The following is a 19,671-nucleotide window of genomic DNA, read 5'->3' as shown; positions in this document are numbered from 1 at the left end:
CGACGTGATCAGCCGGATCAACGACATCCAGACCACGATCGCCTCGGCGGTGGAGGAGCAGACGGCCACCACCAACGAGATCGCCCGCAGCGTCACCGACGCCGCCGGCGGGGCGTCCGGGATCTCCGCCGACGTCTCCCAGGTGGCCGCCGCCGCCGAGGACACCCGCCAGGGGGTCAACGACACCATGCAGGCCGCGCGGAACCTCGCCTCGATGGCCGCTCAGCTGAAGGCGCGCGTCTCCACGTTCACGCTCTGACCTGCCTCTGAGCCGCCTCTGAGCGCTCCGGGCAGCCCCTGGGCTCAGCCGCGGAGCCGGGAGGCGAGCACGGCCGCCTGGGTGCGGCGCTGCACGCCGAGCTTGGAGAGCACCGAGGTGACGTTGTTCTTGATCGTCTTCTCGGAGAGGAAGAGCCGCTCGCCGATCTCCCGGTTGGTCAGGCCTTCTCCGATGAGCTCGAGGATGCGCGACTCCTGGGCGGTGAGCCTGTCCAGCGCCTCATCGGGCTGGACCCGGCTCTGCTCGCGCATCCGCTCCATGATCCGGGCGGTGACCGCGGGGGCCACCAGCGACTCGCCCGCCGCGACCTTGCGGATCCCCTCGAGCAGCGAGTGGGCGCCGATCTCCTTGAGCACGTAGCCGGCGACCCCGGCCGAGAAGGCGGCCGAGAGCGTCTCGTCGTCGTCGTAGCTGCTGAGCATCAGGCTGCGGACCTGGGGGGCCTGGGTCCGCAGGTCACGCACCACGTCGACCCCGGAGCCGTCCGGGAGCCGGGCGTCGACCAGGGCCACGTCGGGGTGCTCGGCGAGCATGGCGCTCAGGCCCTCTCGGACGGTGCCCGCCTCGCCGACGACGGTGATGTCGCCCTCGGCCTCGAGCAGGCTGCGGAGACCTCGCCGCACGATCTCGTGGTCGTCGAGCACGAAGACCCGGATGTTCGCCATAGCCCTTTGGTACAGGAACCGGCGGGCCGCAGGCCGCCGATGTGCGGATCGCGCGAGACCTGCACCGTACAGGGCGTCGACCTTCCCGCACGGAATAAAGTTGCTGCGGACAACCTTCTGTCCCGAGTCGGTCGCCATCCTGGCCGGCTACCCGCTACCCGCTTCGGAGTGATCAGTGACCGAGTCCCCCCAGATGACGCATCGCCAGGTGCTGGAGGCCCTGACCGGCCTGCTGCTGGCCATGTTCGTGGCCATCTTGTCCAGCACCGTCGTCTCCAACGCCCTCCCGGCCATCGTCGCCGACCTCGAGGGCACCCAGACCGGCTACACCTGGGTGGTCGTGGCGACCCTGCTGACGATGACGGCCACTACTCCGATCTGGGGCAAGCTCGCCGACCTCTTCGACAAGAAGGTCCTGGTGCAGGCGGCCCTGGTGATCTTCTCCGCCGGCTCGCTGGTCGCGGGGTTCGCGCCCTCCATGGAGGTGCTCATCGGCGCCCGTGCCTTCCAGGGCCTCGGCGTCGGCGGCCTCACCGCGCTGGTCCAGGTGGTGATCGCGAGCATGGTGAGCCCCCGCGAGCGGGGCCGGTACGCCGGCTACATCGGCTCGGTCTTCGCCCTCTCCACGGTCAGCGGACCGCTGATCGGCGGGGTGCTGGTCGACACCCTCGGGTGGCGCTGGTGCTTCTTCGTGGGGCTGCCGGTGGCGGTCGTCGCCTTCGTGGTGCTGCAGAAGACCCTCCGGCTCCCGCGGGCCCCCCGGCGTGAGGTGCGCATCGACTATCTCGGTGCGACCCTGATCATGGCCGGGGTCTCGCTCCTCCTGGTCTGGGTCAGCCTGGCCGGTACGCAGTTCGCCTGGCTCTCCGGCACCAGCGCCCTCCTGGTCGGCGGCGGCGTGCTGCTGGTCGTCGCCGCGGTCGTCGTCGAGGTCAAGGTGGCCTCGGAGCCGATCATTCCGATGCGCCTGTTCCGCGACCGCACCACCAGCCTGGCCACCGCCGCGTCGGTGCTGGTCGGCGTCGCCATGTTCGGCTCGACGGTCTACCTCAGCCAGTACTTCCAGCTCTCCCGCGGCATGTCGCCCACCCGGGCGGGCCTGATGTCGATCGCCATGGTCGGTGGGCTGCTGGTCTCCAGCATCGTCTCGGGGCGGATCATCAGCGACACCGGCCGCTGGAAGCGGTTCCTGGTGGGCGGCATGGTGGGCGTCATCGCCGGGCTGGCGCTGCTCTCCACGATCGACGAGTCCACCTCGCTGGTGTGGGTCGGCCTGTTCATGGCCGTCCTCGGGGTCGGCATCGGTGCCACCATGCAGAACCTGGTGCTCGCGGTGCAGAACAACACCTCCAGCGCCGACATGGGCGCGGCCTCCTCGCTGGTGGCGTTCTTCCGCTCCATCGGCGGCTCCGCCGGCGTCTCCGTCCTCGGCGCGGTCCTGGCACACCAGGTCGCCGACGAGGTCCAGGCGGGGCTCAGCCGGCTCGGTGTCCGGGGCGGGGAGGAGTCGAGCCACTCGATCCCGGACCTCGACACCCTGCCCGGACCTGTCCGCGAGGTCTTCCAGGCGGCGTTCGGCGAGGCTTCCGCCCACCTCTTCCTGGTGGCCGTCCCGTTCGCGGTGGTCGCCCTGGTCTGTGTGCTGCTGATCAAGGAGGTCCCGCTGCGCGAGACGATCCTGCGCGAGGACGAGCTCTCCCCGGAGGTCCGCGCAGAGCTCGAGCTCACCGACGAGCGCCGGTCGTGACGGACGCGGGCCGGGCGGGGGTCTCCGGCCCGCAGATCCAGGCCGACACGTTCGACGCCCTGGAGCGGGAGGTCGGGATCCTGCTGCGGCGGACCCGCCGGGCGATCGCGCTGCGGGCCCGACTGGTCGCCCCCGGCCTGCAGCCGGCGGCGTACCTGATCCTGAGGCTGCTGGTCTCGGAGGGCCCGCTGCGCTCCTCGGTGGTCTCCGACGTCCTCGACCTCGACAAGGGCGCGGTGAGCCGGCAGGTCCAGCAGCTGGTCGACCTGGGCCTGGTCGTCCGCGACCCCGACCCCGAGGACCGCCGGGCGAGCATCCTGACGCCCACCGACACGGCGCGCGAGGAGATGGAGAAGGTCTCGCTGGCCAGGCGCGAGCTGCTGCGCGAGCGCCTGGGGGAGTGGGACGACGCGGCGCTCGCCGACGTCGTCGTCCAGCTCCGGCACTACAACGAGGCCCTGGAAGGCCCCCATCTGACCGGGTGACCCCGGGTCGGCTCAGCGCAGCCAGACCGCGGTGTCGGCGGGCAGGCCGTCGGGGGCCAGGTCGCCGGAGGCCACCAACGGCTCACCGGCGGGGAGCGGCACCGTGACCTCGCCGCAGTTGAGCACCACCGTGAGGGAGCCCCGGCGGAAGGCGAGGACGTCCTCGCCCCAGCCGGGCAGCGGGGCGAGCAGCTCGACCTCGTCGCCCGCGCCCAGGGCGTGCTCGCGACGGGCGGCCAGCAGGGTCCGGTAGAGCTCCAGCGTCGAGCCCGGGACGCCGCTCTGCGCGGCCACGGTGAGCGGAGCCCAGTCCGCGGGCTGGGGGATCCACGGGGTGCTGCCCTCGGGGCCGAAACCGTAGGGGGGCGCCTGGCCGGACCAGGGGATCGGCACCCGGCAGCCGTCCCGGCCCGGCTCGCCGGTCCGGAACCACGAGGGATCGCGCCGGTGCTCCGGTGCGACCTCGACCTGCTCGAGACCGAGCTCCTCGCCCTGGTAGAGGTAGGAGGAGCCGGGCAGGGCCAGCATCGCGCAGGTCGCCGCCCGGGCGCGGGCCAGCCCGCGAGGCCCGCCGCCGTAGCGGGTGGGGTGCCGGACCACGTCGTGGTTGCTCAGCACCCACGTCGGCGCGGCACCGACGGGCGCCACCGCCGCGAGGGTGCCGGTGATGACGTCGGCGAAGGCGCGCGCCGACCACGGCGCCAGCAGCCAGGAGAAGTTGAAGGCCTGATCGAGCTCGTCGGGTCGCACGAAGCGGGCCAGCGACTCGGGAGTCTGGGTCCAGGCCTCCGCCACGGCCATCCGGTCGGGGCCGTACTCGTCGAGCACCCGGGCCCACCGCCGGAAGACCTCGTGCACCTCGGGCTGGTCCCACATCGGCTCGTCGGCCAGGGTCCGCTCGACCATCTCGTGGTGCTCGGCCAGGCGCTCCATCTCGTCGGCGGAGCGCTCCTGGTCGCGCAGCGACTCCACCTTGTAGAGGCCGTGGGCCACGTCGACGCGGAACCCGTCGGCGCCCCGGTCGAGCCAGAACCGCAGCACCTCCTCGAACATGTCGCCGACCTCCGGGTTGCGCCAGTCGAGGTCGGGCTGGGTGGAGTCGAACAGGTGCAGGTACCACTGGTCGGTGGGGCCCTCGGGGCCGCTCACCCGGGTCCAGGCGGGGCCACCGAAGACGGACTCCCAGTTGTTGGGCGGCTCACCGGCCCCGGCGCCGCGCCCGGTGCGGAAGAGGTAGCGGCCCCTGGCCGCGGAGCCCGGCTCGGAGTCGAGCGCCTCCACGAACCACGGATGGGCGTCGGAGGTGTGGTTGGGGACCAGGTCGATGACCACCCGCAGGCCGAGCGAGTGGGCGCGGTCCAGCAGCTCGTCGGCGTCGGCGAGCCGGCCGAAGAGCGGGTCGACGTCGCGGTAGTCGGAGACGTCGTAGCCGTGGTCGCGCTGCGGGGAGCGGTAGAAGGGGGTGAGCCACACCGCGTCGACCCCGAGGTCGCGCAGGTGCGGGAGCCGGGAGGTGATCCCCGGCAGGTCGCCCACGCCGTCGCCGTCGCTGTCGTCGAAGCTGCGCACGTAGACCTGGTAGACGACCGCCTCGCGCCACCAGGCCGCGTCGGCCTCGCTCATCTCGAGGTCTTCGAGTCGACGGTGATCCACACGTGCTCGGCCACCGCGACCACCCGCCCGTCGGAGTCGTGGAGGGTGGAGGCGGTGAAGGTCTTGCGCCCCTGGCTGCCACGACCCTCCCCGACGACCACGTGCGGCTCGCCGATCACCGGGAGGGCGTCGATCCGCGCCGTCATGGTGCCCAGCACCATCGTCCGGCCGGCCATGCCGGCGCCCCAGGCCCCCGGGCAGTCGAGGGCCGCCCAGGTGGGCGCCAGGGCGGCCCGGTGCTCGCCGTCGGGAGCGGGAGGCGCCCCGTCGGCCAAGCTGGGGTCGGGGGTCCAGGTCGCGGCGACCACCGGCCCGTGGGGGCCGTCGTGGCCCGGCACCGGGCCGGGGAAGATCCGCAGGCCCTCGCCGGGCTCCCGGGCGGGGCCGCAGGCGAAGCAGCGAGGGAAGGGGTGGGCGTCCAGGCCCTCGAACGCCGCCTCCGCGGACCGGGCGGCCTCGGCCGGGACCGGCGGCACCGGCGCCAGGTCGCCGTCGCCGGCCTCCACCAGGGCGGCCTCGGCGACCACCTGCCCGGCCGGGTCGAGGAGCACGGCGCCCACCGCGTCGCCGGCCTCCTGCTCCGCCACGCGCAGGGGCACGTCGAGGGGCGGGGGCATCCGCAGCCTGACCCGGACCGGGTGCCAGGCGTCGCTGCGCGCCCGCGACCGGGCCGGGCCCAGGCGCGAGGCCAGCGCGCCGGCGGTCCAGCCGCCGTTGCCGGATCCGGAGGGGCCGCAGAAACGGTGCGGGACGATCAGCTCGCTCACAACGCCACCCTGCCACCTTCAGGGCCGATGGGACAGAATGGGCCCCGTGAGCGACCTCATCGACACCACCGAGATGTATCTGCGCACCATCTACGAGCTCGTGGAGGAGGGGATCGTCCCCCTGCGCGCGCGGATCGCCGAGCGGCTGCACCAGAGCGGGCCGACCGTCTCCCAGACGGTGGCGCGGATGGAGCGCGACGGGCTGCTCACCGTCGAGGGCGACCGCCACCTCGAGCTCACCGAGCAGGGCCTGCGGCTGGCCACCCGGGTGATGCGCAAGCACCGGCTGGCCGAGCGGCTGCTGACCGACGTCATCGGCCTCGACTGGGAGCTCGTGCACGCCGAGGCCTGCCGCTGGGAGCACGTGATGTCCGAGACGGTGGAGCGCCGGCTCATCGAGCTGCTGGACCACCCCACGGAGTCGCCGTACGGCAACCCGATCCCGGGCCTCGACGAGCTGGGGCAGGAGAGCGCGGGCGAGCACTTCATGGAGGGCGTGGTGCCGCTGTCCAAGATGGCCGGCTTCGAGGAGGGCCGGGTGCTGGTGCGCCGGATCTCCGAGGAGCTGCAGAAGGACGAAGGGCTGATGAGCGCCCTGCGCCGCGTGGGGGCGCTGCCCGACAAGACGGTGGTGGTCGTGGCGACCACCGAGGGCGTGCTGGTCGGCTCCGGTGGCGAGACCTGCGAGATCGACCTCGAGGCCGCCGACCACATCTTCGTCACCTCCACCGAGGTCCCCGCGGTCGTGCCCGGCGCGCCCTGATCCCCCCGCAACGATCCCGTCCCCCCGTTCCCTGCAGGAGGAGAGGAACCATGCCGGAGCCAGGAGCAGAGCCCGAGATCGTGCAGGTCGAGGCGGTGCCGGTCGCGCTGCTGCGCGAGACCGTCCCGACGAGCGAGCTCACCGGCCTGTTCGACCGGGGGTACGCCGCGGTCGCCGACGAGCTGGCGCGCCAGCAGGTGGGACGCACCGCGGCCGCGGTCGCGGTCTACTACGGCGCGCCGACCCACACCGCCGACGTGGCCGTCGGCTACCCGGTCCAGCGCCCGGTCCGCAGCGCCGGGCCGGTCGTCGGCGGCGAGCTGCCGGGCGGGCGGGTGGCGCGGGTCCTGCACCTGGGCGCCTACGACCGGCTGCCGGAGACCTACGAGCGGCTGGTCGCCTTCGCCCACCGGCACGGCGTGCAGCTCGACGAGGTGATGTGGGAGTCCTACCTGACCCAGCCCTCGCCGGACGCCGACCCCGCGCAGATGGTGACCGAGGTCAGCTGGCTGTTGCGGGACTGAGCCGGCTCCCGGCCAGCGCGGTGAGGAACTCGCTGCACCCGGCCGCCACGGTGCAGGAGGCCAGCTCGTCGCCCCGGGTGGCGCCGCGGTTGACGATCACCACCGGTACCCCCTCGCGGGCGGCCCGCCTGACGAAGCGCAGCCCGCTCATCACCGTGAGCGAGGAACCGGCCACGAGCAGCGCCCCACCGGTCCCGGCGAGCGCCTCCACCGCGGCGTAGCACCGGGCGACCCGGGGCGCGGGGACGTTCTCGCCGAAGAAGACGACGTCGGGCTTGACGTCCCCGCCGCAGTCGAGGCAGCCGGGGACCACGAAGTCGCCGGTCTCGTCGAGCTCGACGTCGCCGTCGGGGTTGGCCGCCAGCGAGGCGTGCCGTCGCCGCCACCCTGGGTTGGCCTCCTCGAGCCGCTCCTGAAGCGCGGCGCGGCTCGTCGTGCGCCGGCAGCCCAGGCAGACCACCTCGGAGATCCGCCCGTGCAGGGCGACGGTGCGCCGGGTGCCGGCCGCCTCGTGCAGCCCGTCGACGTTCTGGGTGATGAGCAGCTGGGGCTCCAGGGCGGCGACGGCGCGGTGGCCGGCGTTCGGCTGCGCATGCCGCATCAGGCCCCACCCCAGGTGGCTACGGGCCCAGTAGCGCTGCCTGGCCCGGGGGGTCGCGACGAACTCCTGGTAGGTCATCGGCGCGCGGGGCCGCGAGCCCGGCCCGCGGTAGTCGGGGATCCCGGAGTCGGTGGAGAGGCCGGCGCCGGTCAGCACCACCAGCGGCCGCCCGGCGAGCAGGTCGAGAGCGGCCTGCCAGGTCACGTGGCGTACCGCAGCTGCGCCCTGGCCCGCGCCTTGGCGGCCTCGACGTGGCGGTCCTTGGGCGGGGCGGTGGTGACCAAGGAGTCGACGAGCCGGCGGGTGACCTCGGTGACCTCGGCGACGGCGCGGTCGAAGGCCTCCTGGTTGGCTGCCGACGGGCGGGTGGCGCCGCTGACCTTGCGCACGTACTGCAGCGCGGCGGCCGCCACCTCGTCGTCCGTGGCGGGCGGCGCGAAGTTGTTGAGCGGGCGGATGTTGCGGCACATGCCTCGAGGGTACGCCGCGCGGTGTCCGGGTGGACATGCCAAGATGTTCTCCGGTCCATGAGGACCACGCCCCAGTAGCTCAGTGGATAGAGCAGCCGCCTCCTAAGCGAAAGGTCGCAAGTTCGACTCTTGCCTGGGGCACCCCGTCAGGCCAGCCCGCCCTCGCTCAGCCCCCGTCGAGACGGGCGCGCAGCCGGCGGACCTCCTCCTCGAGCTCGAGGACCTTGGCGATCCCCGCCAGGTTGAGCCCCTCGCCCAGCAGCTCGCGGATCCGGTGCAGCGTCTCGATGTCCTCGGTGCTGTAGAGCCGGGTGCCGCCCGAGGTGCGGTCGGGCTCGATCAGCCCGCGTCGCTCGTAGACGCGCAGGTTGGCGATCTCCATCGAGACCATCGAGGCGGCCACGGAGATGGCGTACACGCCGGTGGACGAGGCAGGCAGGGCGGTTCTCCTTCCCGGTGAGGGGGTCTTGCTCAACTCTAACTGGTGTGTTAAGAAATGTGCATTCGCCATTACAGATCCCGTGAGGAGGATCCCATCATGCTGCTCCGCAACACCGACCCGTTCCGCGACTTCGACCGCCTGACCCAGCAGCTGCTGGGCACCACCAACCGGCCCGCGGTGATGCCGATGGACGCCTGGCGCGAGGGGGATAGGTTCGTCATCGAGTTCGACCTGCCCGGGATCGCCAAGGAGTCGATCGATCTCGACATCGAGCGCAACGTGCTCACCGTGCGCGCCGAGCGGGTGGCCCGCAACGGCGACTGGGAGATGCTCGCCTCCGAGCGCCCCCGCGGGGTCTTCAGCCGCCAGTTGGTGCTCGGCGACAACCTCGACCTGGAGCGGATCGAGGCCTCCTACGCCGACGGCGTCCTCCGCCTCCTGGTGCCGGTCGCCGAGCGCGCCAAGCCCCGCAAGATCCAGGTCGTCGAGCGCGGCCAGGACGCGGCCGCCGAGCTCGCCGGCTGAGGCGTCCGCCCCTTTCTGCGCAAACCGCCCCACCTCGGGGCGGTTTGCGCAACTGTGGGGTCATGAGCAGTCAGGCAGGTCGTGCGGCAGACGTGATCGCCACCATCGAGGCGCAGACCGAGGCGGCCATCGCCCGGCTCCGTCAGGCCTCGGTGCTGCGCGAGGAGCTCGGCGCGGTGCGCGGCACCGGCACCTGCGAGGGCGTCACGGTGACGGTCACCGCCTCCGGGGTCCTGCTCGACGCCGACTTCGGCCCGGCGCAGCTCCCCGGTAGGGCGGAGCTGCGACGCCGCCTGCTCGCCGCCCATCGCGCGGCCCAACGCGACGTCGCCCGGCAGGTCGGCGACCACGCCCGGTCGACCTGGGGCCCCGGCGACCCGATGGTCACCCGGGCCGAGGCCGAGGTGGCTCGCCGCACCGGCCCGCGACTGGTCCGCGACGACGTCAGTCCTTGACCACCTCGAAGCGCATCCCCGCGGCCTGGAGCCGCTCGGTGAGGCGCGTGCCCATGGCCTGGGCGGTGGTCACCTGGCCGCTGGTCGGCGGGTTGTCGTCGAGCAGCAGGCACATCGCGGACTCCGCCAGCATCTTCGCCGTCTCGTCGTAACCCGGGTCCCCGCCGCTGACCCGGGTCCGCACCCGGTGCCGCGCGTCGCCGGGTGCGGCCGGCTCGGTCTCGGCGACGAAGTCCACGGTGAACCAGGCCCGGGCGCGCCGGGCCCGGTCGGGCCCCTCGCCCTGGGCCACCCGGGAGAGCAGCCGGCGTCGCAGCGGCGGCACCTGGGCGCCGAGGGCCAGGCCGCCGACGGCGACGGCGCCCACGGCGGCGAAGCGCAGCGTCCTGGTCCCGGCGTAGTGCGAGTAGACGAACCGGGGACCGTAGGCGGGCAGCGCCGCGCCGCTGCGCGCGACCACCGCCGGGTCGAGCGTGGGCAGCGGCAGCAGCCAGTAGCCGAGCGCCGGGTCGCGGTGCGGCCGGCCGGCCACCGCCCGCGAGGACCGACCCGCCGGACGCCCCTCGGCCCGCCGCCGGCGGCTCGCCACCCGCGCCGACTCCTTCATCCGCGACATCGCCTCGAGGGCCGAGTGGAAGGTGCCGCCGGAGAAGGTGCCGCTGGAGCGCACCACGCCGCGCAGGGTGATCGGGACGTCGTCGGGCAGCTGCGAGACGGTGAAGAGGGCGCCGAGGTCGTGGGGGATCGAGTCGAAGCCGCAGGCGTGCACCAGGCGGGCCCCGGACTCCACCGCGGTCGCGTGGTGGGCCAGGTAGCTCCGGTCCACGAACTCCGGCTCGCCGGTGATGTCGACGTAGTCGGTGCCCGCGGCGGCGCAGGCGGCGACCAGCGGGTCGCCGTGCCGGAGGAAGGGCCCGACCGTGGTCGCGATCAGCCGGGTCGAGGCCGCGAGGCGGGCCAGGGCGGTCTCGTCGGTCGAGTCGGCGACCACCAGCTCGAGGTCGGCCAGGTGCGGGTGGTCGGCGGCCAACCGGGACCGCACCGCCTCCAGCCGTTCCCGGGAGCGGCCCGCCAGGGCCCATCGCAGGTCCCGCGGGGCGTGCGCCGCGAGGTAGTCGGCGGTCAGCCCGCCAGTGAAGCCGGTGGCGCCGAGCAGGACGAGGTCGAGGTCGCGGGTCGCAGTCACCGCCCCATCGTGACAGGCGGGCCCGGGGTGGCGCGGGCGTCATTTGCTCCAGAACCCGCCGCGCGCGGAGAATGGCCGGGGTCGAGTAGTTTGCTTCCAGTAGATTTTCCGCGTCGGTCCGCCCGGACCGTCCGTCGCTTAACCATCACGAGGTGCCAGTGTCCGACGAGACGTCAGCCGACGAGCCCGTCGGGGTCCCGCCGGCCGGTGCCGGCCCCGAGAGCGGCGACGACTCCTCCACCGAGGCCGGCAAGCGGAAGGGCAAGGGCAAGAAGAAGCACACCGTGGGCACCGTGCTGCTGGCCTCGCTGGTGGTCCTCGGCCTGGTCACCGGCCTCTCCGTCGCCTTCATCTACCGCCACCTCAACGGCAACATCACCGTCTCCGAGGGGTTCGACGAGGTCGACGACCGACCGGAGGACCTCGGCCCCAAGGGCGCGCTCAACATCCTGGTCCTCGGCTCGGACACCCGGGACGGCGAGGACAACAAGATCGACGGCGAGGCCGGCGGAGGCGTCTCCGACACCACCATCCTGCTGCACATCTCCGAGGACCGCCGACGTGCCTACGGGGTCTCCATCCCACGCGACTCCCTGGTGACCCGCCCCGACTGCGGCAAGGACGACGACATCGCCGGCGGCGACGACCAGATGTGGAACGCCGCCTACGCCCTGGGTGGCGAGGCGTGCACCGTCGAGCAGTTCGAGCAGACGACCGGCATCGTGCTCGACGACTTCGTGGTCGTCGACTTCGCGGGCTTCAAGGACATGGTGGACGCCGTCGACGGCGTCCCGGTCTGCATCCCCGAGGACATCAACGACCCCGCGCACAACATCTTCATCAAGGGTGGCGAGGACCGGGTCCTCAAGGGCGACGACGCGCTCAACTACGTCCGCGTCCGGGCCACCCTGGGCGACGGGTCCGACATCGGGCGGATCAAGCGCCAGCAGAACTTCATCGCCTCGATGGTCAACAAGGTCGTCTCCAAGGGCACCCTGACCCGGCCCGACCGGCTGATCAGCTTCCTCGACGCCGCCACCGCGTCGCTCACGGTCTCGCCCGGTCTCAGCAACCTCACCAAGATCGGCGGCCTGGGCATGAGCCTGCAGGACGTCGGGCTGGACAAGGTCCAGTTCCTCACCGTCCCGTGGGAGTACGACCAGCGTCCCGACTACCTGGGTCGCGTCGTCTGGAAGCCCGAGGCGAAGAAGCTCTGGCGCAAGATCGCCAAGGACAAGCCGTTGACCCGCAGCCAGAGCGAGGGTGCGATCAACGCGGCCGCCCCGCCCGGTCAGACGCCGACGGCCACGCCCTCCGACGAGCCCAGCGACGAGCCGACCGACGAGCCCAGCGACGAGCCCACCCCGACGCCCACCGAGACTCAGATCCCGAGCCCGTCCCCCAGCGTGACGCAGGGGCCGAGCGAGGAGGAGATCGAGAGCGCTCGTGAGGAAGGCCTCTGCGCGTGAGCGCCGACGCCGCCCGCCACGGCGACCCGGAGCCCGAGTGGGTGCGCCGGCGCCGCCTGGCGCAGGTCTTCGGCGACGTGCTCCCCGAGACCACCTCCGACGAGCGCGACGAGGAGACGCCGGCCGCGGGCGCCGAGGCGTCCTCCGACGCCTGGCTCCGCGCTCAGGTGCCGCCGCACCACGGCGGCTGAGCTTGGCTCAGACGCCGCCGTTGCGGGCCCGCAGCAGGTCGCGGATCTCCTCCAGCAGCGCGACGTCGGCCGGGGTGCCCTCGTCGCTCTCCTTCTTGGGGAAGAAGCGCTCCTGCGCCTTCGTGTAGGGCAGCACGATCGCGTAGTAGACCACCGCGGCCAGGATCACGAACGAGATCAGCGCGGTGAGCCAGGCGCCCACCGAGACGCCGCCGGGTGAGTAGTCGGAGAAGTCCGGGGTCCCGCCGACCTTGCCGATCAGGTCCATCAGCAGGTCGACGGTGGCGGTGACCACCGCGGCGAACGCTGTCGCCATGATGAAGGCGACGGCCAGTTCGACCAGGTTGCCCTTCATGATGAAGTTCTTGAAGCCGGTCATGGTCGCTCCTCGGGTCCGGGGGCCGGGCCTGCCACGCTACGCGAGAAGACGGGGGTCAGGAACCGCTGCGCGGCCGCGACGCTGACGCTGCGCACCTGGGCCGGGGTCAGACCGAGCACCACCAGCCGCCCGACCGTCGCCTCCCCGGCGCCGGAGGGGTCGGGGAGGGGGAGCGCCAGCACCGGGGAGCCGACGGCGACCACCTCGGCGCTGGCCGACTCGGCGTCGGTGGCCACCAGGTCGACCTCGTCGCCGACCCGGAGCAGCGCCACCGCGGCGGCGTCGGGGAGGCGGACCGGGAGCGCGACCAGGCCCGGGTAGCCCTCCAGCAGGGTGGGGGCGGTGAGTCGCAGGTCGGTGAGCGGCTCGCCGCGCCGCACCGGCGCGGCCAGGGTCCGGCCGACCGGCCGGAGCGCGGGGGAAGCGGGCCGGGTGCCGGCGGGCCAGTGCGCCGTCACCAGGTCGTCGGCCTCCAGGACGGTGCCGGAGACCAGGTCGCGCGCCGCGACGACCACCGGCTCGGTGGCCGGCGGCGGTGGGGCGGCCGCCCGGAGCGCGGCGCCGACGGCCAGGGCCAGGCAGGCGGCGGCCAGGACCCGGCGGTGGGCCAGCACCCGGGTGCGCAGCCACCGGCGCAGGCGGCCGCGGAGCAGGTCGGCCCGTCGGCGCGAAGGCAGGGACGCAGGCATGCCGCCGACGCTAGGCGGCCCCGCGCCGGCCCGGACGTGGGAGCGCACAGGGGTCACCGGCCCCGGCTCCCTGCACAGGCGGGCCGGGTCTCAGCGGCCCGTCGGGTTCAGGAGGTCGTGCTGGTGGAGGTGGCGGACGAGGAGCCGGACGACGAGGACGAGGAGTCGGTCGACGAGCTCGAGGAGGTCGACGAGGAGGCCGCGGCGGGGGTGGACTTGGCGGAGTCCGGGGCCGTGGACGTCGTCGAGCCCGAGCCGCCGCGGCTGTCGGTCCGGTAGAAACCGGAGCCCTTGAAGACCACGCCCACGGCGTTGAACACCTTGCGCAGGCGCCCCTCGCACTGGGGGCAGTCGGTCAGCGCGTCGTCGCTGAAGCTCTGGAACTGCTCGAAAGCGTGCCCGCACTCGGTGCAGGCGTACTGGTAGGTCGGCACGGCGCAGAGTTTACGTCACCTGGAGGCGGCACAATGGCTCCCCGATGAGCGACGAGAGCACGGCCCCCGACCAACCCGCCTCCCGCTGGCACGCGTTCCTGGCCTGGCCGCGCTGGGCCCGGCTGACGACCTACACCGCGGCCGCGCTGGTGCTGGTCCTGGTGGCCCTCGTCGCCGTGGCGGCGGTGATGGTCCGCCGCCCCCTGCCGCAGACCGAGGGCGAGCTCGAGCTGCCCGGGCTCGTGGCCGAGGTCGAGGTGCTGCGAGACGCGCACGGCATCCCCCAGCTCTACGCCGACTCCGACGACGACCTGCTCCGGGCCCAGGGCTACGTGCACGCCCAGGAGCGCTTCTTCGAGATGGACGTCCGCCGGCACGTCACCGCCGGCCGTCTCGCCGAGCTCTTCGGCGAGACGGCTCTGGAGACCGACAAGTACATCCGCACCATGGGCTGGCGCCGGGTGGCGGAGCGCGAGGTCAACCTGGTCTCCGGCGAGACCCGGGAGGCGCTGGAGTCCTACGCGGCCGGGGTCAACGCCTACCTCGACCAGCACTCGCCGACCCGCATCTCGGTCGAGTACACGGTGCTGGGCCTGACCGGGCTCAACTACCGGCCGCGGCCGTGGACGCCGGTCGACTCCCTGGCCTGGCTCAAGGCCATGGCCTGGGACCTGCGCGGCAACATGGGCGAGGAGATCGACCGGGTCGTCGCCTCCCTGGACAACCCGGCCGAGGTGGTCGACCGGCTGCACCCGCCGTACGACGCGCAGCGGCACGCGCCGATCGTGACCGGGGGCCGGGTGGTCGGCGGGGTCTTCCGGGGCGCCGGAGACGGCCCCGAGCAGGCCGGGACCTCGGGCCCGGCCGCCGACCCCGCGGCGGTGGCGACGCTGGAGCGCGTCGACGAGGCGCTCTCCGCGCTCCCGGCCCTGCTGGGCCGCGGCGACGGCCTGGGCTCCAACTCGTGGGTGGTCTCCGGTGAGCGCTCCGCGACCGGGAAGCCGCTGCTGGCCAACGACCCGCACCTGGGGGTGAGCCTGCCGGGCATCTGGATGCAGATGGGGCTGCACTGCCGGGAGGCGACCCCGGACTGCACCCTCGACGTCTCCGGCTTCACCTTCTCCGGGGTGCCCGGGGTGGTCATCGGCCACAACGCCGACATCGCCTGGGGCTTCACCAACCTCGGCCCCGACGTCACCGACCTCTACCTGGAGAAGGTGGAGGGCGACAGCTGGACCTACGCGGGCCGGCAGCGTCCGCTGGAGGTGCACGAGGAGACGATCCGGGTGCGCGACGGCAAGGACTTCACCCTCCGGGTGCGGCGCACCAAGCACGGCCCGTTGATCTCCGACGTGTCGCAGGAGGCCAGCTCGGTCGGCGCCAACGCCGCGGCCGAGGATCGGGGCCGGGGCGAGGAGCCCCCCGTCGAGGGGTACGCCGTGGCCCTGTCCTGGACGGCGCTGGAGCCGAGCACCACCGCCGACGCCATCCTCGACCTCAATCGCGCCTCGGACTGGGCCTCCTTCCGGGAGGCGGCCGCCCGGTTCGCGGTCCCGGCCCAGAACCTCGTCTACGCCGACACCGAGGGCAACATCGGCTACCAGGCCCCCGGGCTGGTCCCGATCCGCCGGCCAGGCCACGACGGCCGGACCCCCGCAGCCGGCTGGCTGCCCGAGAACGACTGGACCGGCGACCACGTGCCGTTCGACGCCCTGCCCTCGGTGCTCAACCCCGAGGAGGGGTTCGTGGTCACCGCCAACCAGGCCGTCGTCGGACCCGGCTACCCCTACCACCTGACCGACGACTGGGACCACGGCTACCGGTCCGAGCGGATCCGGACGCTGCTGGAGTCGGAGGAGGAGGTGACGGTCGAGACGATGGTCGACCTGCAGACCGACGAGCACAACCCGATGGCCGAGGTCCTCGTCCCTTACCTGCTGGAGGTGACGGGGCTCGAGACCCAGTACCTGCGCGACGGGGTCGACCTGCTGCGCGACTGGGACCTCCAGGACTCCGCCGACAGCCCCGCGGCCGCCTACTTCAACGTGGTGTGGTCCAACGTGCTGCGCGAGGCCTTCCACGACGACCTGCGGGCCCGGATCCACCCCGCCGGCGGCGACCGCTGGTTCAGGGTGGTCGAGCGACTCCTCGCTGAGCCGGCCCACCCGCTGTGGGACGACCGGACCACCGAGGACGTCCGCGAGGTCCGCGAGGACGTGCTGCGCCAGGCGCTGGTCGACGCCCGCGACGAGATGACTCGCCGGCAGTCGGTGCGCCCCTGGGAGTGGAGCTGGGGTCACCTGCACCGGCTGGACCTGCGCAACCAGACCCTCGGCACCTCCGGCGTCGCGCCGGTGGAGCGGCTGTTCAACCGGACCGGCTACCAGGTCGGCGGCGGGTCGTCGGTGGTCAACGCCACCGGCTGGGACGCGTCCGAGGGCTACGCCGTCACCTCCGCGCCGTCGATGCGGATGGTGGTCTCCCTGGCCGACCTGGACGAGTCCCGGTGGATCAGCCTCACCGGGGTCTCCGGCCACCCGGCCAGCGGGCACTACGTCGACCAGACCGAGCTCTTCGTCGACGGGCGGACGCTGCCGTGGCCGTCGTCGCGCGACGCGGTCCACGCGGCGAGCCGGGAGCGGCTCGTGCTCACCCCGGGCGACCGGCAGGAGGACTGAGCAGTCGCACGCCCTCGTGGGTGGCCACCGCCCGCACCGGCCGGTCGTGCGGCTCCGCCGGCACCGGCAGCCCGACCTCGTCGGGGTGCAGCAGCACGCAGGTGAGCACGTCGACCGGCACCCTGGCCAGCGCCCGGTCGTAGGAGCCGCCCCCGCGGCCCAGGCGCATCCCGTCCTCGGAGACCGCCAGTCCCGGCACCAGCACCGCATCGGCACCCGCCACCGCCTCCACCCCCAGCCGCGGACCCCCGGGCTCCAGCAGCCCGCGGGTGGCCGGCGCCAGCGAGCCGGGGCCGGCGTAGGCCGCCCAGTCCAGGTCGCCGTCGGGCAGCAGCACCGGGAGCAGCACCCGGGTGCCGGCCGCGCGCAGGGTCTCGAGCAGGGCCCCGGTGCCGGGCTCGCGCCCGGTCGAGACGTAGGCCGCCACGCTCGCCGCCCGGCGTACCGCGGGGAGTGCGGCGAGGTGCGCGGCCAGCCGCACCGACTCCTGCGCCGACTCCAGCAGCGGGCGTCGCCGCCGGGCCGCCAGCACCTGGTCGCGCAGCGCGACCTTGGCGAGGCGGACCGACCCGGGGACCGGATCTCGGGGGAGCTGCCCGTGGTTCACGTCGATCAGCCTACGATCGGTGCATGGCGAGCCACTCACAGTCCGACGGCCTCTCCCGGGCCACCGCGAAGATGCGCGAGGCGGGAGTGGACGAGGTCGCGATCGAGACCTTCGCGCACTACCACCGGCTCCTCGAGCACGGGGAGACCGGGATGATCCCCGAGTCCTCGATCGAGCCGCTGGAGATGGAGTCGCTGGCCGACGTGGAGGTCTCCGAGGAGGTCGCCCGGGACGCGATCCGGGCCACCGTCTCGATCAAGCTCAACGGCGGGCTGGGCACCTCGATGGGGATGAACCGGGCCAAGTCGCTGCTCTGCGCGCGCCGCGGGCTGTCCTTCCTCGACGTCATCTGCCGCCAGGTGCTCCACCTGCGGGAGAAGTACGACGCCCCGCTCCCGCTGGTCTTCATGAACAGCTTCCGCACCTCCGCCGACACGATGGCCGCGATCGCTCGCTACACCGACCTGCCGGTCGCCGGTCTGCCGCTGGAGTTCCTGCAGAACAAGGAGCCCAAGCTCCTCCTCGACTCGCTGGTGCCGGTCTCCTGGCCCAAGGACCCCGACCTCGAGTGGTGTCCGCCGGGCCACGGCGACATCTACACCGCGCTGCGCGGGAGCGGCCTGCTCCACCAGCTCATCGAGGCCGGCTACCGCTACGTCTTCGTCTCCAACTCCGACAACCTCGGGGCGGTGCCCGACCCCCGCGTGGCCGGCTGGTTCGCCGCGTCCGGCGCCCCCTTCGCGATCGAGGCCGTGCGACGCACCCCGTCGGACCGCAAGGGTGGTCACTTCGCCCGCCGGCGCTCCGACGGGCGCATCGTGCTGCGGGAGTCCGCCCAGACGCTGCCGGAGGACAAGGAGGCGCTCGCCGACCTGGAGCGGCACCGCTACACCTCCACCAACAACCTCTGGTTCGACCTGCAGGCGATGCAGGAGACCCTCGACGCGCGCGACGGCATCCTGGGCCTGCCGCTGATCCGCAACGTCAAGACCGTCGACCCGGCCGACCCCACCTCGCCCGAGGTGGTGCAGATCGAGACCGCCATGGGTGCGGCGATCGAGGTCTTCCCCGGCGCCCGCACCATCGAGGTGGGCCGCGACCGCTTCGTGCCGGTCAAGACCACCGACGACCTGCTGGTGCTGCGCTCGGACATCTACGACCTCGGTGACGACTTCGTGCTCGACCAGGCCGCCGAGGCCGTCCCCTTTATCGACCTCGACTCCAGCTACTACAAGCTCGTCGCCGACTTCGACCGGCGCTTCCCCGAGGGAGCACCCTCGCTGCGGGAGGCCACCAGTGTCCGGATCAACGGGGACTGGACCTTCGGCAGGGGAGTCACGCTGCGCGGCGACGTCGAGCTCGACGCCCCCTCCGCCCAGCGGGTCGAGGCCGGCGCGGTGATCGGCGAGGACCCCGGCTCCGATGGCTGACCAGCCGGAGCCGATCAGCGTCCACGACCTGGTCCAGCGGGTCCTGGCCGGTGTCTCGCCGCTGCCGGACTTCCCGCAGCCCCTGATGGACTCCCTCGGCATGGCGGTGGCCGAGGACGTGTTCGCCGAGGTGGCGCTGCCCAGCTTCGACAACTCCGCGATGGACGGCTACGCCGTCCGGTTCGAGGACGTCGCCGGGGCCTCGCCGGAGTCGCCGGTGCGGCTGCCGGTGGTGGGCGAGATCGGCGCGGGGCAGGCCCGGCTGCTCGCCCTCTCGCCGGGCACCACCGCCAAGATCATGACCGGGGCCCCGATGCCCACCGGTGCCGACTCGGTGGTGCCCTACGAGTGGACGGACCGCGGGGTGGCGGAGGTGCTCGTCGAGCGGGCGCCCGAGGTCGGCCAGCACGTGCGGCGCACCGGCGAGGACGTCGCGGTCGGCGATCTGCTGCTCGACCACGGCACCGTGATCGGCCCCCGCCACCTCGGCCTGCTGGCCTCGGTGGGCCGGGCCACCGTCCGCTCGCGGCCCCGCCCGCGGGTGGTGATCATCTCCACCGGGTCCGAGCTGCGCGACCCCGGCACCACCCTGGGTCACGACTCCATCTACGACGGCAACTCGTTCCTGCTCGCCGGTGCCGCCCGGGCCGCCGGGGCGCTGGCCTACCGGGTCGGCATCGTCCCCGACGACCCCCGGTCCTTCACCGACGCGCTGAGCGACCAGCTGGTCCGCGCCGACCTGGTCGTCACCAGCGGCGGGGTCAGCGAGGGCGACTACGACGTGGTCAAGGAGGCGCTCGCCGACCTGGGCACGGTGTGGTTCGGCAAGGTCGCGATGCAGCCCGGCAAGCCGCAGGGCTTCGGCGTGGTCGGCGAGGACCGGATCCCGATCTTCACGCTGCCGGGCAACCCGGTCTCGGCCTACGTCTCCTTCCAGGTCTTCGTGCTGCCGGCGCTGCGCCGGATGATGGGCCGGCTGCCCTACGAGCGGCCCACCCGGCGGGCGCGCCTGACCCACCCGATCTCCTCGGCGCCGGGACGGCGCCAGTTCGTCCGGGCCACCTACGGCACCGACCGCGGCGGCGCGTTCGTGCAGCCGGTCGGGGGCCACGGCTCCCACCTGGTCGGCGACCTGGCCGCCTCCAACGCGCTGGTGGTCGTCCCCGAGGACGTCACCGGGGTGACGGCGGGCGAGATGGTCCAGGTGCTGTGCCTGGACGAGGCGTTCTGA

At 73.4% G+C, this 19,671-nt stretch carries 22 protein-coding genes, 1 tRNA gene and 1 pseudogene; 13 read left to right on the top strand and 11 right to left on the bottom strand.

Annotation, left to right across the window (positions count from 1 at the left end; genetic code table 11):
• Positions 1 to 259: pseudogene (locus tag AC4BGE_RS15675) on the top strand (methyl-accepting chemotaxis protein); the annotation flags it as partial.
• Between the two features lie 44 nt (positions 260 to 303).
• Here AC4BGE_RS15675 and AC4BGE_RS15670 read toward each other — a convergent pair.
• Positions 304 to 945 carry a response regulator gene (locus AC4BGE_RS15670; protein ID WP_490569614.1) on the bottom strand — a complete coding sequence of 214 codons (642 nt, stop codon included), beginning with the start codon at positions 943 to 945 and terminating at the stop codon, positions 304 to 306.
• Between the two features lie 175 nt (positions 946 to 1,120).
• Between AC4BGE_RS15670 and AC4BGE_RS15665 the strand changes: the two genes are divergently transcribed.
• Together AC4BGE_RS15665 and AC4BGE_RS15660 are read left to right on the top strand one after the other, a co-directional pair.
• Positions 1,121 to 2,692: an MDR family MFS transporter gene (locus AC4BGE_RS15665; protein ID WP_490575862.1), complete on the top strand. Its 1,572-nt coding sequence runs from the start codon at positions 1,121 to 1,123 to the stop codon at positions 2,690 to 2,692.
• Positions 2,689 to 3,177: a MarR family winged helix-turn-helix transcriptional regulator gene (locus tag AC4BGE_RS15660; RefSeq protein WP_490569612.1), complete on the top strand. Its 489-nt coding sequence runs from the start codon at positions 2,689 to 2,691 to the stop codon at positions 3,175 to 3,177. Before AC4BGE_RS15665 ends, AC4BGE_RS15660 begins: the two co-directional genes overlap by 4 nt.
• 12 nt (positions 3,178 to 3,189) lie before the next feature.
• Here the strand turns inward: AC4BGE_RS15660 and AC4BGE_RS15655 are convergent, their stop codons facing one another.
• Both AC4BGE_RS15655 and AC4BGE_RS15650 read right to left on the bottom strand, forming a co-directional pair.
• A complete protein-coding gene (locus AC4BGE_RS15655; RefSeq protein ID WP_490575861.1) occupies positions 3,190 to 4,800 on the bottom strand; it encodes a glycoside hydrolase family 13 protein in 1,611 nt (536 codons plus the stop codon).
• Entirely contained in the window at positions 4,797 to 5,597 is an 801-nt protein-coding gene (locus AC4BGE_RS15650; RefSeq protein WP_490569610.1) for a hypothetical protein, read from the bottom strand. The genes AC4BGE_RS15655 and AC4BGE_RS15650 overlap by 4 nt, the downstream gene beginning before the upstream one ends.
• A gap of 46 nt (positions 5,598 to 5,643) precedes the next feature.
• Between AC4BGE_RS15650 and AC4BGE_RS15645 the strand changes: the two genes are divergently transcribed.
• A complete protein-coding gene (locus tag AC4BGE_RS15645) occupies positions 5,644 to 6,360 on the top strand; it encodes an iron-dependent transcriptional repressor DtxR (protein ID WP_490569609.1) in 717 nt (238 codons plus the stop codon).
• A gap of 50 nt (positions 6,361 to 6,410) precedes the next feature.
• The gene (locus tag AC4BGE_RS15640; protein WP_490575860.1) at positions 6,411 to 6,884 is read left to right on the top strand and encodes a GyrI-like domain-containing protein; all 474 of its coding nucleotides are present in this window, start codon (positions 6,411 to 6,413) and stop codon (positions 6,882 to 6,884) included.
• Here the strand turns inward: AC4BGE_RS15640 and AC4BGE_RS15635 are convergent.
• Together AC4BGE_RS15635 and AC4BGE_RS15630 are read right to left on the bottom strand one after the other, a co-directional pair.
• The gene (locus tag AC4BGE_RS15635) at positions 6,862 to 7,689 is read right to left on the bottom strand and encodes a Sir2 family NAD-dependent protein deacetylase (RefSeq protein ID WP_490569607.1); all 828 of its coding nucleotides are present in this window, start codon (positions 7,687 to 7,689) and stop codon (positions 6,862 to 6,864) included. The genes AC4BGE_RS15640 and AC4BGE_RS15635 overlap by 23 nt on opposite strands.
• Positions 7,686 to 7,955 (bottom strand): DUF2277 domain-containing protein, encoded by a 270-nt coding sequence (locus AC4BGE_RS15630; RefSeq protein ID WP_490575859.1) that lies wholly within the window; start codon positions 7,953 to 7,955, stop codon positions 7,686 to 7,688. Before AC4BGE_RS15630 ends, AC4BGE_RS15635 begins: the two co-directional genes overlap by 4 nt.
• A gap of 68 nt (positions 7,956 to 8,023) precedes the next feature.
• Here AC4BGE_RS15630 and AC4BGE_RS15625 point away from each other — a divergent pair.
• A tRNA-Arg gene (locus AC4BGE_RS15625) sits at positions 8,024 to 8,096 on the top strand.
• Between the two features lie 25 nt (positions 8,097 to 8,121).
• Here the strand turns inward: AC4BGE_RS15625 and AC4BGE_RS15620 are convergent.
• On the bottom strand, positions 8,122 to 8,373 hold the full coding sequence (locus AC4BGE_RS15620; RefSeq protein WP_490575858.1) for a MerR family transcriptional regulator: 252 nt from the start codon (positions 8,371 to 8,373) through the stop codon (positions 8,122 to 8,124).
• A gap of 120 nt (positions 8,374 to 8,493) precedes the next feature.
• Between AC4BGE_RS15620 and AC4BGE_RS15615 the strand changes: the two genes are divergently transcribed.
• Positions 8,494 to 8,922, top strand: coding sequence for an Hsp20/alpha crystallin family protein (locus tag AC4BGE_RS15615; RefSeq protein ID WP_490569604.1), 429 nt, complete (start codon positions 8,494 to 8,496; stop codon positions 8,920 to 8,922).
• A gap of 62 nt (positions 8,923 to 8,984) precedes the next feature.
• A complete protein-coding gene (locus AC4BGE_RS15610; protein ID WP_490569603.1) occupies positions 8,985 to 9,377 on the top strand; it encodes a YbaB/EbfC family nucleoid-associated protein in 393 nt (130 codons plus the stop codon).
• Here AC4BGE_RS15610 and AC4BGE_RS15605 read toward each other — a convergent pair.
• A complete protein-coding gene (locus tag AC4BGE_RS15605; RefSeq protein ID WP_490575857.1) occupies positions 9,367 to 10,563 on the bottom strand; it encodes a saccharopine dehydrogenase family protein in 1,197 nt (398 codons plus the stop codon). The two genes, AC4BGE_RS15610 and AC4BGE_RS15605, sit on opposite strands and share 11 nt — an antisense overlap.
• Positions 10,564 to 10,715: 152 nt before the next feature.
• Here AC4BGE_RS15605 and AC4BGE_RS15600 point away from each other — a divergent pair, with 152 nt between their 5' ends.
• On the top strand, positions 10,716 to 12,032 hold the full coding sequence (locus AC4BGE_RS15600; protein WP_490575856.1) for an LCP family glycopolymer transferase: 1,317 nt from the start codon (positions 10,716 to 10,718) through the stop codon (positions 12,030 to 12,032).
• On the top strand, positions 12,029 to 12,223 hold the full coding sequence (locus AC4BGE_RS15595) for a hypothetical protein (protein ID WP_490569600.1): 195 nt from the start codon (positions 12,029 to 12,031) through the stop codon (positions 12,221 to 12,223). The genes AC4BGE_RS15600 and AC4BGE_RS15595 overlap by 4 nt, the downstream gene beginning before the upstream one ends.
• Before the next feature lie 7 nt (positions 12,224 to 12,230).
• Here the strand turns inward: AC4BGE_RS15595 and AC4BGE_RS15590 are convergent, their stop codons facing one another.
• The 3 genes from AC4BGE_RS15590 to AC4BGE_RS15580 all read right to left on the bottom strand — a co-directional run bounded on the left by AC4BGE_RS15590 (position 12,231) and on the right by AC4BGE_RS15580 (position 13,725).
• Positions 12,231 to 12,602 carry an MscL family protein gene (locus AC4BGE_RS15590; RefSeq protein WP_490569599.1) on the bottom strand — a complete coding sequence of 124 codons (372 nt, stop codon included), beginning with the start codon at positions 12,600 to 12,602 and terminating at the stop codon, positions 12,231 to 12,233.
• Positions 12,599 to 13,291: an SAF domain-containing protein gene (locus tag AC4BGE_RS15585; RefSeq protein ID WP_490569598.1), complete on the bottom strand. Its 693-nt coding sequence runs from the start codon at positions 13,289 to 13,291 to the stop codon at positions 12,599 to 12,601. Before AC4BGE_RS15585 ends, AC4BGE_RS15590 begins: the two co-directional genes overlap by 4 nt.
• Positions 13,292 to 13,398: 107 nt before the next feature.
• Positions 13,399 to 13,725: an FmdB family zinc ribbon protein gene (locus tag AC4BGE_RS15580; RefSeq protein WP_490569597.1), complete on the bottom strand. Its 327-nt coding sequence runs from the start codon at positions 13,723 to 13,725 to the stop codon at positions 13,399 to 13,401.
• 44 nt (positions 13,726 to 13,769) lie between these two features.
• On the opposite strand from AC4BGE_RS15580, the gene AC4BGE_RS15575 reads away from it, so the two are divergent.
• Positions 13,770 to 16,403, top strand: a complete 2,634-nt coding sequence (locus AC4BGE_RS15575) for a penicillin acylase family protein (protein ID WP_490575855.1) — start codon at positions 13,770 to 13,772, stop codon at positions 16,401 to 16,403.
• Here AC4BGE_RS15575 and AC4BGE_RS15570 read toward each other — a convergent pair.
• A complete protein-coding gene (locus tag AC4BGE_RS15570; RefSeq protein WP_490575854.1) occupies positions 16,375 to 17,010 on the bottom strand; it encodes a 5-formyltetrahydrofolate cyclo-ligase in 636 nt (211 codons plus the stop codon). The genes AC4BGE_RS15575 and AC4BGE_RS15570 overlap by 29 nt on opposite strands.
• A 23-nt stretch (positions 17,011 to 17,033) precedes the next feature.
• Here AC4BGE_RS15570 and AC4BGE_RS15565 point away from each other — a divergent pair, with 23 nt between their 5' ends.
• Together AC4BGE_RS15565 and glp are read left to right on the top strand one after the other, a co-directional pair.
• Positions 17,034 to 18,440, top strand: a complete 1,407-nt coding sequence (locus AC4BGE_RS15565; RefSeq protein WP_490575853.1) for a UTP--glucose-1-phosphate uridylyltransferase — start codon at positions 17,034 to 17,036, stop codon at positions 18,438 to 18,440.
• Positions 18,433 to 19,671 carry a molybdotransferase-like divisome protein Glp gene (glp, locus tag AC4BGE_RS15560; RefSeq protein ID WP_490575852.1) on the top strand — a complete coding sequence of 413 codons (1,239 nt, stop codon included), beginning with the start codon at positions 18,433 to 18,435 and terminating at the stop codon, positions 19,669 to 19,671. The genes AC4BGE_RS15565 and glp overlap by 8 nt, the downstream gene beginning before the upstream one ends.

The sequence above is a fragment of the Nocardioides sp. Z50_6 genome (genome assembly GCF_058215755.1).
This window is presented reverse-complemented; position numbering and strand designations above follow the sequence as displayed.

Excerpts from the sequence above, each read along its gene's own strand:
- AC4BGE_RS15670 (WP_490569614.1), bottom strand. The coding sequence starts at position 945 with ATGGCGAACATCCGGGTCTTCGTGCTCGACGACCACGAGATCGTGCGG.
- AC4BGE_RS15655 (WP_490575861.1), bottom strand. The coding sequence starts at position 4,800 with ATGAGCGAGGCCGACGCGGCCTGGTGGCGCGAGGCGGTCGTCTACCAG.
- AC4BGE_RS15640 (WP_490575860.1), top strand. The coding sequence starts at position 6,411 with ATGCCGGAGCCAGGAGCAGAGCCCGAGATCGTGCAGGTCGAGGCGGTG.
- AC4BGE_RS15630 (WP_490575859.1), bottom strand. The coding sequence starts at position 7,955 with ATGTGCCGCAACATCCGCCCGCTCAACAACTTCGCGCCGCCCGCCACG.
- AC4BGE_RS15615 (WP_490569604.1), top strand. The coding sequence starts at position 8,494 with ATGCTGCTCCGCAACACCGACCCGTTCCGCGACTTCGACCGCCTGACC.
- AC4BGE_RS15610 (WP_490569603.1), top strand. The coding sequence starts at position 8,985 with ATGAGCAGTCAGGCAGGTCGTGCGGCAGACGTGATCGCCACCATCGAG.
- AC4BGE_RS15590 (WP_490569599.1), bottom strand. The coding sequence starts at position 12,602 with ATGACCGGCTTCAAGAACTTCATCATGAAGGGCAACCTGGTCGAACTG.
- AC4BGE_RS15585 (WP_490569598.1), bottom strand. The coding sequence starts at position 13,291 with ATGCCTGCGTCCCTGCCTTCGCGCCGACGGGCCGACCTGCTCCGCGGC.
- AC4BGE_RS15575 (WP_490575855.1), top strand. The coding sequence starts at position 13,770 with ATGAGCGACGAGAGCACGGCCCCCGACCAACCCGCCTCCCGCTGGCAC.
- AC4BGE_RS15565 (WP_490575853.1), top strand. The coding sequence starts at position 17,034 with ATGGCGAGCCACTCACAGTCCGACGGCCTCTCCCGGGCCACCGCGAAG.
- glp (WP_490575852.1), top strand. The coding sequence starts at position 18,433 with ATGGCTGACCAGCCGGAGCCGATCAGCGTCCACGACCTGGTCCAGCGG.